The organism is bacterium (genome assembly GCA_035945995.1).
In the GTDB taxonomy this organism is placed as follows: domain Bacteria; phylum Sysuimicrobiota; class Sysuimicrobiia; order Sysuimicrobiales; family Segetimicrobiaceae; genus DASSJF01.
In genome coordinates, this window is sequence record DASYZR010000041.1 from 1 (window position 1) to 16,272 (window position 16,272).

19 protein-coding genes, 1 pseudogene and 1 riboswitch are annotated in these 16,272 nt (G+C 63.7%); of the genes and pseudogenes, 8 read left to right on the forward strand and 12 right to left on the reverse strand.

The window, feature by feature from the left end:
- Nucleotides 1–461: SPFH domain-containing protein (locus VGZ23_03435; protein ID HEV2356648.1), on the forward strand; the 461-nt coding region annotated here is incomplete at its 5' end.
- Nucleotides 462–899 carry a hypothetical protein gene (locus VGZ23_03440; protein HEV2356649.1) on the forward strand — a complete coding sequence of 146 codons (438 nt, stop codon included), beginning with the start codon at nt 462–464 and terminating at the stop codon, nt 897–899.
- 275 nt (nt 900–1,174) lie between these two features.
- On the opposite strand, the gene VGZ23_03445 is transcribed toward VGZ23_03440, so the two are convergent.
- From VGZ23_03445 to VGZ23_03455, 3 genes are all read right to left on the reverse strand, one after another.
- Nucleotides 1,175–1,987, reverse strand: coding sequence for a DUF4032 domain-containing protein (locus VGZ23_03445; GenBank protein ID HEV2356650.1), 813 nt, complete (start codon nt 1,985–1,987; stop codon nt 1,175–1,177).
- Nucleotides 1,984–2,601, reverse strand: coding sequence for a metallophosphoesterase (locus VGZ23_03450; protein ID HEV2356651.1), 618 nt, complete (start codon nt 2,599–2,601; stop codon nt 1,984–1,986). The genes VGZ23_03445 and VGZ23_03450 overlap by 4 nt, the downstream gene beginning before the upstream one ends.
- Nucleotides 2,602–2,884: 283 nt before the next feature.
- Nucleotides 2,885–3,781 (reverse strand): NAD(P)-dependent oxidoreductase, encoded by an 897-nt coding sequence (locus VGZ23_03455; protein ID HEV2356652.1) that lies wholly within the window; start codon nt 3,779–3,781, stop codon nt 2,885–2,887.
- 372 nt (nt 3,782–4,153) lie between these two features.
- Here VGZ23_03455 and VGZ23_03460 point away from each other — a divergent pair, with 372 nt between their 5' ends.
- On the forward strand, nt 4,154–4,339 hold the full coding sequence (locus tag VGZ23_03460; protein ID HEV2356653.1) for a hypothetical protein: 186 nt from the start codon (nt 4,154–4,156) through the stop codon (nt 4,337–4,339).
- Nucleotides 4,340–5,105: 766 nt separating this feature from the next.
- Here the strand turns inward: VGZ23_03460 and VGZ23_03465 are convergent.
- Nucleotides 5,106–8,288, reverse strand: coding sequence for a glycosyl hydrolase (locus VGZ23_03465; GenBank protein HEV2356654.1), 3,183 nt, complete (start codon nt 8,286–8,288; stop codon nt 5,106–5,108).
- A gap of 159 nt (nt 8,289–8,447) precedes the next feature.
- Between VGZ23_03465 and VGZ23_03470 the strand changes: the two genes are divergently transcribed.
- From VGZ23_03470 to VGZ23_03490, 5 genes are all read left to right on the forward strand, one after another.
- Nucleotides 8,448–8,645 carry a hypothetical protein gene (locus tag VGZ23_03470; GenBank protein HEV2356655.1) on the forward strand — a complete coding sequence of 66 codons (198 nt, stop codon included), beginning with the start codon at nt 8,448–8,450 and terminating at the stop codon, nt 8,643–8,645.
- 330 nt (nt 8,646–8,975) lie between these two features.
- Complete coding sequence (locus tag VGZ23_03475) at nt 8,976–9,518, forward strand: DUF1003 domain-containing protein (GenBank protein ID HEV2356656.1); 543 nt, start codon at nt 8,976–8,978, stop codon at nt 9,516–9,518.
- 931 nt (nt 9,519–10,449) lie between these two features.
- Entirely contained in the window at nt 10,450–10,860 is a 411-nt protein-coding gene (locus VGZ23_03480) for a cupin domain-containing protein (GenBank protein HEV2356657.1), read from the forward strand.
- Nucleotides 10,861–10,863: 3 nt separating this feature from the next.
- Complete coding sequence (locus VGZ23_03485) at nt 10,864–11,340, forward strand: cupin domain-containing protein (protein ID HEV2356658.1); 477 nt, start codon at nt 10,864–10,866, stop codon at nt 11,338–11,340.
- Nucleotides 11,341–11,365: 25 nt separating this feature from the next.
- Nucleotides 11,366–11,830 (forward strand): MarR family transcriptional regulator, encoded by a 465-nt coding sequence (locus VGZ23_03490; GenBank protein HEV2356659.1) that lies wholly within the window; start codon nt 11,366–11,368, stop codon nt 11,828–11,830.
- Nucleotides 11,831–11,930: 100 nt separating this feature from the next.
- Here the strand turns inward: VGZ23_03490 and VGZ23_03495 are convergent, their stop codons facing one another.
- From VGZ23_03495 to VGZ23_03530, 8 genes and pseudogenes are all read right to left on the reverse strand, one after another.
- Nucleotides 11,931–12,323 (reverse strand): NUDIX domain-containing protein, encoded by a 393-nt coding sequence (locus VGZ23_03495; protein HEV2356660.1) that lies wholly within the window; start codon nt 12,321–12,323, stop codon nt 11,931–11,933.
- 155 nt (nt 12,324–12,478) lie between these two features.
- Nucleotides 12,479–12,919 (reverse strand): hypothetical protein, encoded by a 441-nt coding sequence (locus VGZ23_03500; GenBank protein HEV2356661.1) that lies wholly within the window; start codon nt 12,917–12,919, stop codon nt 12,479–12,481.
- Nucleotides 12,916–13,542, reverse strand: a complete 627-nt coding sequence (locus VGZ23_03505) for an NAD(P)H-binding protein (protein ID HEV2356662.1) — start codon at nt 13,540–13,542, stop codon at nt 12,916–12,918. The genes VGZ23_03500 and VGZ23_03505 overlap by 4 nt, the downstream gene beginning before the upstream one ends.
- Before the next feature lie 252 nt (nt 13,543–13,794).
- Nucleotides 13,795–14,007: a DUF2182 domain-containing protein gene (locus tag VGZ23_03510; GenBank protein ID HEV2356663.1), complete on the reverse strand. Its 213-nt coding sequence runs from the start codon at nt 14,005–14,007 to the stop codon at nt 13,795–13,797.
- Between the two features lie 139 nt (nt 14,008–14,146).
- Nucleotides 14,147–14,608 (reverse strand): annotated as a pseudogene (locus VGZ23_03515) (hypothetical protein).
- Nucleotides 14,609–14,716: 108 nt separating this feature from the next.
- The gene (locus VGZ23_03520; GenBank protein HEV2356664.1) at nt 14,717–15,115 is read right to left on the reverse strand and encodes an ATP-binding protein; all 399 of its coding nucleotides are present in this window, start codon (nt 15,113–15,115) and stop codon (nt 14,717–14,719) included.
- Between the two features lie 43 nt (nt 15,116–15,158).
- The gene (locus VGZ23_03525; GenBank protein ID HEV2356665.1) at nt 15,159–15,506 is read right to left on the reverse strand and encodes an STAS domain-containing protein; all 348 of its coding nucleotides are present in this window, start codon (nt 15,504–15,506) and stop codon (nt 15,159–15,161) included.
- Between the two features lie 277 nt (nt 15,507–15,783).
- On the reverse strand, nt 15,784–16,092 hold the full coding sequence (locus VGZ23_03530; GenBank protein HEV2356666.1) for a hypothetical protein: 309 nt from the start codon (nt 16,090–16,092) through the stop codon (nt 15,784–15,786).
- A gap of 61 nt (nt 16,093–16,153) precedes the next feature.
- A riboswitch (SAM-I-IV-variant riboswitch) is annotated at nt 16,154–16,269 on the reverse strand.
- Between the last annotated feature and the right edge of the window lie 3 nt (nt 16,270–16,272).

Sequence of the window (16,272 nt, forward strand, 5' to 3'; positions counted from 1 at the left end):
AGGTGGGCAACTTCGCCGGCGCCGCCCAGGGGATCGCCACGACCGGGCTGCGCGCGGTGATCGGCGACCTCAGCCTCGACGAAGCCCTGACCCAGCGCGACCGGATCAATCAGGTCATGTCCGCCGAACGGAGCCGGCGCGCGCTCGTGACGGAGGCCGACGGGAAGAAACAGGCCGCCATCACCATCGCCGAGGGAGAAAAGCAGTCGGCCATCCTCAAGGCCGAGGGCGACCGTCAGGCCGCGATCCTCCGGGCGGAGGGGTTCTCGCTTGCGCTCGACAGGATCTTCAGCAGCGCCAAGACCGTGGACACGAATACGATGAGCCTCCAGTACCTGGAGGCCCTCAAGGCCCTCGGAGCGGGCCCGGCCACGAAATTCGTGTTCCCGATGGAGTTCACCAAACTGCTCGAGCCGTTCATGGGTGGGGTGCGCGGGATTCCACCGGAGAGGACGCCGTAGATGGACACGAGTCGCGAACTGGCCGCGCCGCTCACGAATCTCCTGTACGCCGTGGCCGAGGAAGACGCGGATGACTGGGCGACCGGTCCGGGGGGAGATATCTGGGCCGGGTTACTGCGAGACGGGGCGGATATCGCACGACGCCTCAGGGAGCAGATCGAGGCGAACGCGGCACCCGCGCGAGACGAGATCGACGCCGAGGACTGGGCCGTCCTCGGCGCGGCATTTGGCGTCATCGTGAGGCGCGACCATCGTAGAAACGCCGTCTCCGCTCGTGCGTTCACCGACGAGGAGGAGCTTCTGGCCGAGTGGGAAGCGACGAAGGCCGAGCTGGAGCCGAGCGGCGGGGCGGTGGAGGCCGCGGAGATGGGCGACAGCACCGAGGGGCCATCTTCGGGACCGATGCCGCCGCGCGACGACCCGGACGACCAAACCTGATCTATAAGCGCGCCGGCGGCGTCGCCGGCGAATCCCGGTCGCCCTCGGACGGGGGTAAACGGCAGGGGATCGGTTAGGCCCGTGTGTTCTGCGCTGCCAGCATGCGAGTACCGCGGGCCTTCAGAGAACTGATCTGGAATGCATGACCCGCCTCGTGCTCGACGAGGTGGAACACAGCCCACTCCGGCGTGACCTCGTAATTGACCTCGTCGAAGTCAGGCGGCCGGCGCAGGCGGCGCCACTCGTCGGACGAGGTCCCTCGGACAGCGGCTCGCTCAGTGTCCGGCCGGACCGCTCGGCCTCGTCCGCGAAGCAGCGCCCGACCGCTTCGCCAGAAGGATGGATAGTCCCTCGAGCCAGCGCGCAAACCCGCGGGGGCCCCGGGCGTGTACGATCCGTTGCGCGAAGCTCTCGATCGCCGCCCGCATCCCGACGTCCTGCCCGGCGGCTTTGCTCAGGATCCACTTGTGATCGCCCACGTACACGAACACGTCGCCGGGCGACCGGCCCGGAAACAACCGCAGGAGCCGCCGGAACGCGGGGTCCTGGACGGCCGGCAGATAGACGCCGTTGTACCACTCGCGCGCCGCGCTCCGCAGGGAGCGGCCCCGCTGGCGCCGGAAGTCTTCGATCCACCGCAGGAGCTTCGGATACTGGCCGACCTCGTGCAGCACGATCGTCGTGAGGCCGGTCTGCTGCTCGAACCGCACGCGCTCCCGCGCGACGACATCCTCCGGGCGGTCCGTCTCGGAGAGGTACGCCACCACCTCGGCGTCCACGTACTGCTGCCCGACGAGCCGGGCGGCCGCGACCCGGTGGTGGCCGTCGGCGATGAAATACTCGTGCCCGATCCGATAAAGGAGCACGGAAGGCAGCACCTCCCCGCGGTCGAGCGCCCGGACGAGCCGGCGAACGCGAGATGGGGTGAGGCCGCTCCCGGCGCGCAGGCCGCGGGGAAAGTAGCGGGCCCGTCCGACGCTGCCGACGATCTCATCCACCGGCACCGGGATCACCCCAAGCGGTCGGGCGGCGAGAGCGCCGTGCGCCTGCTGGATCTCCTCGAACTCCTTGAGCCGGCGCGGCGTCACGGGATGGTCTGCCGGCGCGCCGGCGCCTCGAGCGGAAGGACCACGGAGCGGTAGGCGTTGACCACGGTGGTCTCTCCCACTACGGTCGCCCGCGCGCCTTGGGGCACATAGGAGAGGTGGTTGTGGCCGTGGATGAAGTAACGCGGCCGCAGCGTCTCGAGGAGCTTCCGAAACGTCCGGTAGCCGGTGTGGGCCAGGTCGGTGCCGTCGTGAATACCGGCGGGGGGCGCGTGCGTGACGATGACGTCCACACCCCCGGCCCGCCACACCAGCGGCCGTGCCCGCAGAACGCGCCACCACATCTCGCGCTCGGTGTACTGCACCCCCTCCCCGTTGTACCACATGCACCCCTCGAACCCCAGCAGGCGCAAGCCGGCCTCGGCGATGACGCGCCCGTCGAGATCGTCGCCGGGAGGCGGAGTCTCCCGGTAGCGGAGATCGTGGTTGCCCCGGACGTAGAGCATCGGGACGGCATACCGGTCGGCGAGCGCCTCGAGGTAATCCGCCGGCAGATCGCCGCAGGAAACGATCAACCGGACTCCGGCGCAGCGCTCGGAACGGACGTCCCCCAGAAGCGCGTCATCGACTTCGTCGCTGACCGCAAGAATGCTCACCCACGTTCCCTCCGGTCGGACAATGTGGGAGGGTTTGACGGCGGGCGGACCGAGCCTTTCACGACGTCATCATGACCCGCATACTCGAAATGTGCGCGGTTGACCACGCCGCGTCGCCGTGCCAGCGCCGTCCGCGGACTGCGGAGGACTGGCCCACGGTGCGGACGGGACGCGAGCCGGTGGGTCACGAGTCCGTTGGCCAGCAAGAGCGGTCATCACTTCTCGCGACCGCGGCTGGTGGCATTGCCGCGCCGACCGGGGACCGATCCCTGCCGGCCGCCCGTCACGACGGCGAACCCGCGAGCTCGTGAAGCGTCCGGATCACCGCTGAGAAATCTTCCTCGCGCCCGCCGGAGCGGGCCTGTTCGATGAGGTCCATCTGCCGCGCCACGGCCGCGGCCGGCATCGCGACCGAAAGCGACTCGGCCAGCCGAAGCACCAGTCCGAAGTCCTTGGACATCAAGCGCAGCGCAAACGTCGCCGGATACTCGCCGCGCATCATGTTCTCGAACTTTGCCTTCTGCGACGGCGACACCACGCTGGTCTGCGCCAGCGCGTCAAGCATGACCTCGGTGTCCAAGCCGGCCTTTCGACCGAGGGCGGTTGCTTCAGCCAGTGCCTCCATGCCCAGGCCCAGCAACGTGTTCGTGACCAGTTTCATGGTGGTCCCGGCACCGTGGCGGCCCATGTAGATGTGGTGGCCGAGCACATCCAGGATTGACCTCTGCTCTTCATAGACGGCCCGGTCACCCCCAACGAAGATCACCAACGTGCCCTGTTCCGCCTGCGGCGTGCTCCCGGACACGGGAGCGTCCATCACGGCCACGCCCTTGGAGAAGGCGGCCGAGGACATCGCCCGCGACGTTTCCGGAAGCACCGTACTGAGATCGATGAAGACGGTCCCCGCCCGTGCGCCCCCCAACAGACCGCCGGCGCCGAGCACCACGTCGCTCACCGCCGCGTCGTCCGCGAGCGAGTACAGCACCGCGTCGGACTGCTCGGCCACTGCCGCCGGAGTATCACGAAGCGACGCGCCCGCCTTGCCCAGCGGCTCGGCCTTGCCCGGGGTGCGATTGTAGACCGTCACCGGAACGCCCCGATCGAGCAACCGCCGAGCCATGCGCGACCCCATCGAGCCCAACCCGACGAACCCGATGCGACGTTCCCTTTCTCTCGGCATGAATATGCCTCCATGACCGTCGACTCATCCGTGGTCAGATCTTGTCGAAGCCGCCGCCTGCATGCATTTGAGACTAATTTCCCCGCGGAAGTCCAAGTTTATTCGGGATCTGTGAAATGACTTCGGCCTAGCCTATCCGTTGCTTCAGGCACCCACGAGTCCGAAAGAACTCGACCGACTCGGGCCGCACAACGTAGTCCATGCACCCTTGTCGCGGCTCCTTCGTAAGATGGCGGTGAAACGGCGGTTCAACTCCATCGTCCCCTCCGAATCGCTGCGGACCTGTGCCCTGAATTTGTTTTGCCCTCTACACGGTCCTCGCTCGTTGCTGTTCGGCAGGAGGCTTCTACCGAACATCTGGAACGCAACGGCGTGACCGACGCCGAGCGCCTCCGCGACATCGAACAGAAACTACGGTGCTGGGGTTACCTGTCACACTACCCCGATGCCGAACATGACGTGGCGTGGCTGCTCGACCAACTGGCCGAGCGGGACGCCCGCATCGCGGAACTGGAGGCACGGCTGCAGCGGAACGACTGGGCGTTCTCGCTGCCGTGAGACGCTCGGATGGGCCACGGCCGCGGCGGTCAGTTAGCCAATGTGGGGCTTCTCGGGAGCCCGATCCATCAAAAAATGGCCGCGCGGGTCCTACCAGCGATCGCCACACCACAAAGGAACGAGGGAACCAGGCGGCGAAACCGCTTGCGACATAGTACCCAACATCGCAGCAGAGGTGACCGTCCCAATGCAGCAGACATTGCAGCGTGTCGCTCTTCTCCCTGCTTCCCCGCGAACGATGGCAGCGAGATTGGATTTCGTCCGCGGACGCCGTGCCCGGCGTCCCATTCTGTCGGTCGGCAACACTCGGAGCGCGCGTAATAGCAACCTGAGGCAGCCGCTGGGGCTTGCGGTGGCCTCCGCGAGTTTCCCCGGGCTCGCGGTGATCTCTGCGGCGGGAAACGTGGAACGTGCGACGGTTCCGGCGCTGCGCAACGTGCTTCGAACGGCCCTGCAGGCGGGGCGCCATATTGTCTTGGACCTCGGCCGCGTGACGTTCTTTGATGAAGCCGGATTTCGCGAGTGCGTGGCCTCCCGGCGACTGTGCCAAAGGAATCAGCACACACTGGCGCTGGTGAACCCGTCGCCCGTCGTTCGGCAAATGGTGCAGATCCTCGACGTGAATCGGGTGCTTACTCCCTTCGCTTCTGCCCGAGACGCGTCGAAGGCACTAATGCGCGGCGCCCGACTTGGCCGGATGTCAGTACCGACTAGGTCGCGCTCGTACGGCGCTTAACCTGCAGCGATCGGAACGAACGATGTAGGCTCATTTCGCCGAAGAACCTCGCGTAGCCGCCCGCTCCAGGGCCAAGCGATTGACTGTGGCGACCTCGGTTGCGCTGAGCCGCTCGACGTTGCCAATCTCGACATCGACGCGCGCCATGACCTCTTTCGAGACGGCCGCCGCCTGCTTCGTCGGCGCGGTGTCGGCGAGAGATACGGTGTTGATCAAGTCCACGAGAGTATCGTTGAGGCCCGCAGGGTTGCGCAACACGTCGCGATCCGACTCGCGACGGACGTCCACCAGCACGGCTTCGACCGCCAGCAGCTGTTCCGCCGCGGCTGCCGCCCGGGCGGCAATGTCGTCTGTGCCGGTCACCGATCCCGCGGCCAGCGCCGCAAGCCGGCGCTTCAGCCGGCGGATGTGATTGACCGTCGCGTGGACTTTCCCGAGCGATACCGTCAATCCCCGCAAAAGTTCGAACTGCTCACGGTACGCCTCCGGCGTCGTCGAGAGGCGCGGATCCCTCACGAGCGAGAACTCCGCGGCCGCCGTCTCCGAGCCGAGCGACATCTCCACACGATATCGGCCCGGCACCACCGTCGGCCCGGCCGTCGGTTCGGCCGGCTCTGCCAGCGGTTTGTTGCGCGGAGGGGCCAGGCTCAAATCGAGCGTCTCGGGCCCCGGATATTTGAGATCCCACACGAACCGGTTGAGCCCGGGGCGAACCGACGGGCGCTTCGCGGCCGGCAAGGTCGTGTCGTCGCTGCGGAAGATCGCAATCGCGACCCCGGAGGCGTCACGGAATGTGAGCGAAATCGGGCCGGAAACGCCTTCGTCCAGCCAGTAATAAATGATCGCGCCGTTCGGCGGGTTCTCTCCGACGTCGAGATATTCGCGCCCGCTCGTCCCGTCCGGCTTGAGAAAGGTTCGGATGCCGCCGCCTACTCCGGAGGCGATCGCGAATGCGACACCGCTTGGCCGGAGGCTTCGCAGGGCGCCGAAATGTAGCTTGGTACGAACCGTCGTGCGCGGCTCGAAGAGGCGACATCCTTCTTTGCCTTCAACGAAGCTTCTTAGCGGCGTGATATCATCCAAGATCCAGAAGGAGCGGCCGTGGGTTCCGGCCACCAGATCCGTCCCCTTGATCTTCAGATCGTAGACCGGCACGACCGGCAGGCTCCCGTCCATGCGCATCCAGCTGCGCCCGTCGTTCAGGGAAAAATACACGCCGGTCTCGGTACCGACGAACAACAGTCCCTTGCGCACCGGATCCGCACGCACGACACGGGTGATCTCGCCGTCCGGGAAATCTCCGTTGATCGACTCGAACCGCCGTCCGCCGTCCGTGCTGCGGAACAGGTACGGCCCGTAATCCGCGAGCTTGTAACGTGTCGCCGCGAGATAGATCGTGTCGGGATCGTGCGGCGAGACCTCGACGCACCCGACATAGGCGAGCTCCGGCATGTCGGGCGGCGTAACGTTCTGCCAGCTTCTGCCGCCGTCCCGCGTCACATGGACGAGCCCGTCATCGGTCGAGGCCCACAATTCCTCCGGCCGGTGCGGTGATGGGGCGAGCGACGCGCATGTCGCGTGTACCTCAGCTCCGGCACTTTCATGCGTGATGTCGCCGCCGGAATATCCTTGACGGCTTTTATCGTCGCGGCTCAAATCTGGTGAAATTTCGTCCCAGCTCGTGCCCTCGTCGCGGCTGCGGAACACGTGGTTCCCGGCCGCGTAGAGAACGCCGCTGTCGTGCGGTGAGAAGATGATCGGGAATGTCCAGGCGAAGCGGTATCGCAGGTGCTTGGGTGCGATGCCGGTCGATTCCTCGGGCCAGACATTGACCAGCCGGATCTGCCGGGTGCGATGATCGTAACGCTGAAGCGCCCCCGCGCCGCCAGGGCTCGAGCCGATCGCGCCGCAATAGACGATGTTCGGATCTTCGGGATTGACGGCAATAAAGCCGCTTTCCCCGGTGCCGGGATAGGTGCAGTCGCCGAGGGTGATCGCGCCCCAGACGGCGGCGCTCGGCACTGAGATCGATGTGTTGTCCTGCTGCGTGCCGTACACGCGATAAGGGTACTGGTTATCTGTGTCGATGCGATAGAACTGCGCCGTCAGCTGATTGTAGATCGACGACCATGTCTCACCGCCGTTCAGGCTAACGCAGGCGCCGCCATCGTTTCCCTCGATCATCCGGTTCGGATCGGCAGGATCGATCCAAAGATCATGGTTGTCGCCGTGCGGCGTCTGGATCTCCGTGAAGCCTCTTCCGCCGTCGGTCGATTTCCAAAGCGCCAGGTTGGCGACGTAGACGGTCTCACCGTGACAGGGATCGGCAAAGACATGCGTGTAGTACCAGGGCCGATGCATGAGGTCGCGATTGGACGAGACGAGCGCCCAGCTCTCGCCGTAATCCTCCGATCGGTAGAGCCCCGTCTTCTCGGCTTCCGTCTCCACCAGCGCCCAGACGCGGCCCGCGCGGGCGGGCGACACCGCAACTCCGATCTTGCCGAGAGGACCCGCCGGCATCCCTGGATACCGCGAAATCTCCGCCCAGCTCTCGCCGCCATCCGTCGAGCGAAAAAGGCCGCTTCCGGGCCCTCCGCTCGACAGGTTCCAGAAGTTCCGGCGCGCCTGCCAAAAAGCCGCAAAGAGGATACGGGGATTGTGCGGGTCCATCGAGAGGTCGACGGCGCCCGAATTGGCGTCTCGGTAGAGCACCTTCCTCCAGGTCTTCCCGCCGTCCTCTGATCGGAAAATCCCGCGTTCCTCGTTCGCGCCGAACACATCGCCGAGCGCGGCGACGTACACGAGATCGGGATCTTGCGGATGGATGCGGATGCGCCCAACGAACCGGCTCTCGCGGAGGCCGAGATGGCGCCAGGTACGGCCGGCATCGGTCGACTTGTAGACACCGTCGCCATAGGAGACATCGAGCCGGATCTCGGTTTCCCCGTTGCCGGCATAAATGACATTGGGATCGGAGGGCGCGACGGCGAGCGCGCCGATCGCGGCCGAGCCGAGATAACCGTCGCTTACGCAGCGCCAATATGTGCCGCCGTCGGTCGTCTTCCAGAGGCCGCCGGCACAGGCGCCGAAATAGAACACGTTACGGTCTGCGGGGTCACCAGCGACGGCGACGACGCGGCCGCCGCGCGGCGGCCCGATGCAGCGCCATTTTAGGCCGTCGAGTTTCGCCCACGAGCCGGAGGGTCTTGCCACGGAGAGTTATATTCGTTTGAATCCGGAATTTCCATTTTGGTTCCTGGGCTCCTTCGATCGAAGGTACTGTAGGTCCTGGAGGAGAACCGCGCGGTGTTCTGATTATGTCGCAGCGACCGAATCTACAGGGAGTTCGGCGGATCAAGAGGAGGAAGACGAATGGACTGGATTGAGAAGCTGTTTCATCTCTCGCCCGACGGCGGGAGCGGTTCGCTGGAGGTCGGCATCGTCGCCGGTGCCGTGGTGGCGCTTGCCCTGATGATCGCGAGCGCCATCAAGATCCGCGCGGCGGTGAAGCACTGGCTCGGTCTCTTAACGTCCCAGCCGCGCGAAAGCGAGCCGACCCGCTGCGGTTAACGCGGCCGGGTTTCTCATTCAACTGTTCAGGCGTCGCGGGGATCGCGCCATCCTTGTTGGCCGGAAGACTGGTCGATGTCCTGCGCGCCAGAGGGCTGACTAGCGCAAGACACGCGTTACCACGGTTGGATGACATGAGTCGCAGCGAGCAGAAGCAGCTGGACCGCGCGACCGGAATAATAGTGTTCCTTCACAGACGAGTGCCACAGCCGGAATGGCTAAAACTGAGTCCTGATGCGGTTGATAGGAACAGGGAAGCAGTAGCGTCCGCAGAAGACGCGCGGCATAGCACCGTTTATCCCGCGCGGCAGATGCGGACAGGGGGCGGTCATGCTGGGTGATGTGTTGCTGAACAGGTTCAAGGATGAGTGCGCGCTGGTGGAGCACCGGTTCGGGGACGGGACGAGCAAACTGGTCCCACACTGGAAGCATGCGCACCCGCCGGTTCGAGATGTCAACAAGCAGGTCCGAGAAAGCTTCTCGCCTCTTGAGCGTGTGGCACTCGCCGTGACGGTGCGTGTGGGCAGCGCGGGCTTCTTCATCATCATCGCCGTGTGGACGATCGTATGGCTCCTCTACAACGTGCTTGCGCCGGCCCGCCTGCGCTTCGATCCAGGGCCCGCGTTCGTACTGTGGCTCTTCATCTCTAACATGCTCCAGATTTTGCTCATGCCATTGATCATGGTGGGCCAGAACTTGCTAAACCGCCATGCTGAGATGCGCGCGGACGCCGACTTCGAGATCAACCAGAAAGCCGAACAGGAGGTTGAAGCAATCCTTCTACACCTCGAGCATCAAACAGCTGCCATCGAGCATCAAGGGGAGCTCACTCTGCAAATCCTTCGACGCCTCGAGAACTCAACCGCTTCCTGAGCCGCGCCGCGCCGAACAACATCAGGACGGTCGACAGCAGGAGTGCGACGTTCCCTTTCTCCCGGCATGAACATGCCTCTATGACTGTCGACTCGTCGCCCGACCAACGGCCCTGAGAGGACGCGCTGGCGTGAGCGCCTTTCCCGTTCGCTTGGGCGAAAGCTATGCGACAGGCGCGACCGACACGTGAGCTGAGACCATGCCGCCGATCGAATTCGTCGTCGCGTTGTTGGTTGTGACGATTCCACTTCTCGCGATTGCTCGTCGCTTTGACATTCCCTATCCCGTCGCGGCTCATCGTCGGGCGGCTCGTGTTGGGCTTCGTGCCACAATTGCCGCGTATTGAACCAAATCCTGATCTCGTGCTCGTTATCTTTCTTCCACCACTGATGTACTGGGAATCTGTCACGGCGCCCACAGACGAGATGCGCGCGAACGCCGCGCGGATTTGGCCGAGGCGGCGGGAATCGAACCCGCTCAGACCGATTCTATCGACCCCAGCAAACCCGCAAATGACAAGGGCTCCAGCCACGGCTCGGAAATGTGAGTCGCAGCTTTGCCCTTGTCCTGCCCTTGTCGCTGCGCCATCGCGCCAAATACCGCGCCAACCAATTCGGGTACTCTAAACAGTGCCGTTACTTTACTCGCGCCAGTAACCTCCTCCTGCGGCATTTCTGGGCCGTCAGGCGACCTCGTAGGCGGAGGCCGCGGGCCGAATGACCGAACCACTCGCGAGGAGTACAGGTCTCAGAATGTGATGGGGTTCCAAAGAAATCTGGACGCCAAGTAGGGTATTGACATTTTAGTAAATGCCGTTTATAGTGTTTTTGTCGTAAGCGCCATTTACTAAAAGAGGGCACGCATGATACCGCAGGCTATCGACCTCCACGTTAATCCTTCCGACGAGATCATCCGTCTCGGGCCGCTCGCAGTGCGCTTCTTGATTACCGGAGAGAACTCGAATGGCAGCGTCGCCGCATTTGAGCTCATCGTCCCGGGCGCGCAGCGCCTAGCGGCGCCGGCGCATAGCCACGACCGTTACGAGGAGACGGTCTACGGCATCGACGGGGTGTTGACCTGGACCGTCGACGGAAGACCCATCGACGTCGGGCCGGGGCAGGCACTGTGCATTCCGCGCGGCGCTATTCACCGGTTCGACAACAACGGCAGCGAGGACGTGAGGGCCCTCTGCGTGATCACGCCAGCCGTCCTCGGTCCGCAGTATTTCCGCGAGTCTGCCGAGGTGATTAACGCGACGGCCGGTGGTCCGTCGGATCGGGCAAAGATGGCGGAAATCATGCGCCGCCACGGACTCACGCTGGCGCCGCAACCGCGCGCGTAAGGGATGAGCACGATCGTGATGAAGGCTGTCGTGGTTGCTCCCGGCGAGGGACGGTTTCTTGCGGTCGGGTCCACTGGCGCGGGCGTGACGGTCAAAGCGTCGGAAGCAGAGACCGGCGGCCTGTGCACCGTCTGGGAAGGACGAGTCGGGCCGGGGACCGTGGGCGCAGGGCCGCACTATCATCGCGGGCGCGACGAGTTCTTCTACGTCCTCGAAGGTGAGGTGGTGCTGCGCATCGGCGACGAGAGACACACTGCCGGAGCAGGCACCTTCGCCTTTGTCCCGCGCGAAACGGTCCACGGCTTTCACAACGCGAGCAGTGACAGCGCGACCCTGCTGGTCATGCATCATCCCGCTGGGTTCGAGCGCTACTTCGAAGAAATGCAACAGCTGATTGCTCGGCACGGGGGTAGAGAGGAACGTGCCGCGCTTGCTGCCCGTTTCGACATGGTCCCGGTGCCGGCCCCTACGGAGACCTAGCGGCAATCAGCGGAGGCTTGGTTCGATGCGGACCGCGAGCCTAATACACTCACCGGTCAAAACGAGAGCTCTGCGCATCGGCGCGTTACTGCGTGTTCCTGCGCAGGCGGTCCAGCGGCGCATTATCAAGGGACTGAACGAGGCCGGTTTTGGGGACCTTCGCATGCCGCATATGGCGGTGCTGCAATATCCAGGCCCGGGTGGAATTCGCCCAGGCATTCTCGCTGAGCGCGCAGGCATGAGCAAGCAGGCCATGAACCAGCTCCTTAGGAGCCTCGAGGGTCTCGGTTATATCGTCCGGTCCGACGTACCGGACGAGGGCCGCGCGCGAGTTGTCCGCTTGACCAAGCGCGGCCGCGCCGCATACTCAAGAATCTACGACATTCTAGGCGACATTGAGCGCGAATGGAGCGCTGAACTTGGGACAGAGCGTTTCGCCCAGCTCAAAGAGCTGCTGTTCCGCGTCTGGGAGAGCCCGTTGACCCGTTAGCAGGCGGGATCGGCGCATGAGACTGAATAGCACCTTACAAAGGTTTTTCGGATAGGTTCTTAGGAGGCTATCGACCCACGGTCATACTGCGAAGTCCGCGTCATCCGACCTGCTTGTTCCCCCAGACCCGCGCTATGAGCGAGACATACGCTGGATGCGCAAGCGGGAGACGCTCTATTTGATCAAGTGAGAACCAGCGAATCTCAGTATGCTCCTCAGGACTATTGTTGAACGGTACTCCAACCCATTCGTCAACCACAAAGAGCGGAAAAGCGCCGTCCGGTAATTGAGGATCATCGAGGACCTCGAGCAAGTTAACCTGTTTTGCGTAGATGCCCAATTCCTCGCGAAGTTCGCGTGCCAGCGCCGCCTCGGCCGTCTCGCCCGGCTCAACGTGGCCCCCGAAAACGTCCCAAACGTCCGGAGCCAATTGCCTTGTTGGCGCGCGCTTGCCGAGAAGCACGGCCCCGTTCCGCACGAGCAAAGCGCCCACGATCAAAGGGCGACCTGAGGCTTAGGAGGCCGCCGCTCCACTGCCCTTCGCTGCGCCGTGTCTATCAAGGCCTCCCGAGGGGTGAGCAGGGGCTTTCTCCTGGGCTTGTTCACGCTATCACCTCCAGAATCGAACAGTCCCGTCAGCGAAGCGCATCAGCTCCCTGGGACAACTCGCGTAAGAATGATCAGGCCGAGCACCGCAATCAGCCAGTGAGCGCTCGTACGAATCCAGTTTGTCGCCACAAGACGCTGAATACTTGCCTCGTCGTAACCGGTTTCGGCCATCTGAGCCTGAATGGGGCGCTGCCAGAGAATGGTGGAAATGAGCGCGACCAGATTCAATATCACGACTATCGCCGGTTCGTATGGTCTAACGAATCCCGGGCGGCGTACCGCGAGAGTGATTGAAGTGACGAGGAGCATCACCGCTGGCAGAATAGTGGGAAGCGTCGCCGCACGATTGTTGGCCCGCATGTAGCCGCGGAAATTTTCCTTGCCCACCGACGAGTAGATGCCATAGTGTTGTAGCTGCAGTACGGTCATGCAGCCTGCATCGTAAATCGCCAGAACGAGAAATGCTAGAAACAGGGTCACGCGCGCATCCCGCCTAGCCGGACAACTTGTTTCATGTACGTTCCGCGTTCTACGCAATCGAGCATCATGCATGCGACATCGGCTCGGCTCATCCGAGCATAGGACACTGGCTCATCGCTTCCGACAGGCGACGCAGCATACCGGCCGGTTAGGGGGCTATTGTCGAGCAAGGCGGGCCGCACCACGGTCCAGTCAAGACCACTCTGTGCAACCAGTTCCTCCATAGCGCGCTGGTCACTGGCGATGTGGCGGACCAATGTGCGGGCCAGAAAAACCGAGAGCCAACCAGCCTCGGCGTCAACGAGTGATGAAGAGATTATGATCAGTCGGCGAACCCCTGTGCGCCGCATCGCTTCTATCGTCGCCCGCGCCCCAGATGATCGCACGAAGGTCGTCCCAACCCCGCGCGAGCCCAGACCAGAGAGTACGGCTTCTTGACCGTTGAGCGCAGCAGCAAGACCGGCGGCGTCCAGTGGATTTCCAATCAAGACACGCAGTAATTTGCTGCTCGGAGCATTGAAAGCCGAGCGCCCGAATGCGGTAATAACATGCCCGCGCGCCAGCCCCTGCTGAACTAGCGCGCGGCCGGTCCTGCCCGTCGCTCCTGCGACGAAAACAAACATCGCCATCTCCAGGTTGGCACGCGGACGATTTCAACATGGTTGGGGATTTTCCTAGCAGATTACGCGGTGCGCTGGCTGCAACAGCAGAGGCGCGGAAATCTCAGCCTCCCTGCGTCTTAGGAGGCCGCTGCGCCAAGACCATTCGCTGCGCCGTACTTATCAAGTCATGGCGAGGGGTGAGCAGGGGCTTTTTTGCGCGGCTGCCTCATCGCTTTCAAAACTCCCGTCACGGCAAACTGACTTCTTGACCGTTCAACCGGGCAGGCCGGCGCGCAGCAAATAGAGCGCCCAGCCGATCAGGGCCACGCCCATAGCGCGGGAGAGCCACGGGCCGCGAACGGTCACCTTCTCGATTAGGATGAAGATCGCCAGTAGCGCGATCCACAACGTGTTCATGATCCCGACCACGAAGAGTACTCCCATCAGCGCCCAGCAGCAGCCCACGCAGTAGCCTCGGTGCAGCATCTCGAGCCGAAGCGCCCCGCCGGTGCCGGGCCGTCAGAAATCCGCAAAAATTGGATCGGCGCCCGACAGTGCCGAAGGCAAGCGTCCTTGAGCGGCTGAGTTTCACGGCGTCGGTCTGGAGCGCGGGCTGCAATTCCCAAAGCACGGCCTGCCGCTCCTCCAGCGGCCGGTTGAGCAGCGAGTGCCCGTTCACGTACAGGACGTCGAAGACCATGTAGCAGAGGTGGCCGGGCAAGTTGCCGTTCCGTGGCCGGAGCCGGGCCTGCAGCGCCTCGAAGTCCGGCCGACCCCGGTCGTTGATCGCGATGACCTCACCGTCCAGCAGGACGGACGTCGGGAAGCCGAGCATGGCGTCCGAGATCGGCCTGAAGAGACGGGTGAACGAGTGGCCGTTGCGGGAGATGAGCCGGACGGCCCCGTCCCGGACGGACGCCAGCACGCGGAAGCCGTCCCACTTCGCCTCATAGACCCAGTCCGGCGACGCGAACACATTGTCCGCCCGCTGCAGCAGCATGGGCGCGGGCTGGCGTGGATGCGGGTCGGTGCCCCGCTGGTCTAGGCCGAGGCCGGAGAGGGCGCGGGTGACCGTCGGTGCGAACATGGGCTGACGATATTGTACCGAAACGTTCGAGCCAGATGATTCTAGTGCGTATTATCGCCCGGACGACCGAACCTCTATAAGGGGGCTATCCCGGGCGAAGGGATCTCCTCAGCGCTTCTTTGTCATCGTGATGCTGAGTCCTTGCCCTTTGCCATTCGTCTTGATCTGGACATCATCAACCAACGCGGCGATCAAGTAGAGTCCCATCCCCGCAGGGTAGGACGCGAGCGTTGTAGGAACCGTGGGCGGCGCAACCGGCTTGCCCGCGTTATGGATCGCGACCACAAACGCCTCGGTCTGAGATGCGAGATCCACCGTGACTGGGCCGACACCATCGCCATAAGCATGAGCCCGGGCATTGCTCAGCGCTTCGCCGGTCGCGAGTTGCAATTCCCGCGCTTTTTCGTCAGACAGCCCTTCTTGCTTGACGGTGGCATAGATCATGCGGCGCGCGACCCTCAGGGCGTCGGGTTCTGTTTCCAGGTTGATGGAGAGCGTCCAGGTCATCATTCCCTCCGCAAGAGCGGCATCATTAGTTGTCTCAATCGTGTCAGCGGTGAGGGCGAACGAAGTCGAGTGCATCCCGGGGTGAATGAAACACTGGAAGGATGGTGCCCAACTCGATGATCTTAACGACCCTGTGCACGAGCGGAGACGACGCCGCCACTGCCAACGCTTGTCGTTCACCGAGCGCTTCCTTGCCCGCTATGAGCACCCGAAAGCCGCTCAGATCAACGTACGTCGCATTCGCGAGGTCCACGACGACGTGCCGACCACTCTCGATGGCCGACTGCAGAGCACTTTGAAGCATCGGTGCGGTCGCGAGGTCGACTTCGCCGCGAACATGAATAACGGTTGCGTCCTGGAGATCTTCGGTCTGAATCTCGAACAGGTCCATGGTGCATCTCCAGAGGTCTGACCCAGGAGTCGAGCGGACCAGACCGACGGCCATGGTCAACCGCCAGCGGAAGATCGGCCTGCCTTCGTGCCGTCTTCGCCTCCAGGCCACCGACCAGTTGTCGAGGGGAAAGGGTCGTCTTCGAAAGGGAAGAGAATTAAGCCGAGTATGCGCGTTTCCTCGGTAAATAGCAATGGCCTGGACCGAGGCGCGATTATACTTAGCCGCCAAGTAGAGCGTGCTCAACGACAGCGCCACATTTGACTAAAATATCCGCCTACGGCGTAGCCCGTTTCGGCAGGAGGTCTCTACCGAACATCCGGAACGCAAAGGTGTGACCGACACCGACCGCCTCCATGCCCCACATGCCCAGGTGCTCAGGGATCGGTCGCCTTTGGCTCTTGAACACGCTCGGGTGATACGGGCCGCCGTAATACGGACGACCGTTCTCGTCGACGCAGGACAGCACGATCGCGCCGTCGCGGACCTTCGCCTCGGCAACCTTGTGCACGATGTAGTGCGTGTCCTCCGGCACCAGCCGCCTCGGCCACTTACCGGCGTGCGCCTGCCCGCCGCCATCCACCATCCCCGTTTCCCTTCCGGCCACCAGAGCGGGCGAAACACGAAACCCCTCCGCGCGCGAAGGGGTGCGCGACCTTGGTTCCCTTCCGGGCCTATCGCCTCGACCCCGAGGCCGGGCACCTTGGCGTCGCCACTAGGTTGCCGGGCGCGCTGCTTTGCCGCGCCGCTCTTGATAGTCTCCCTA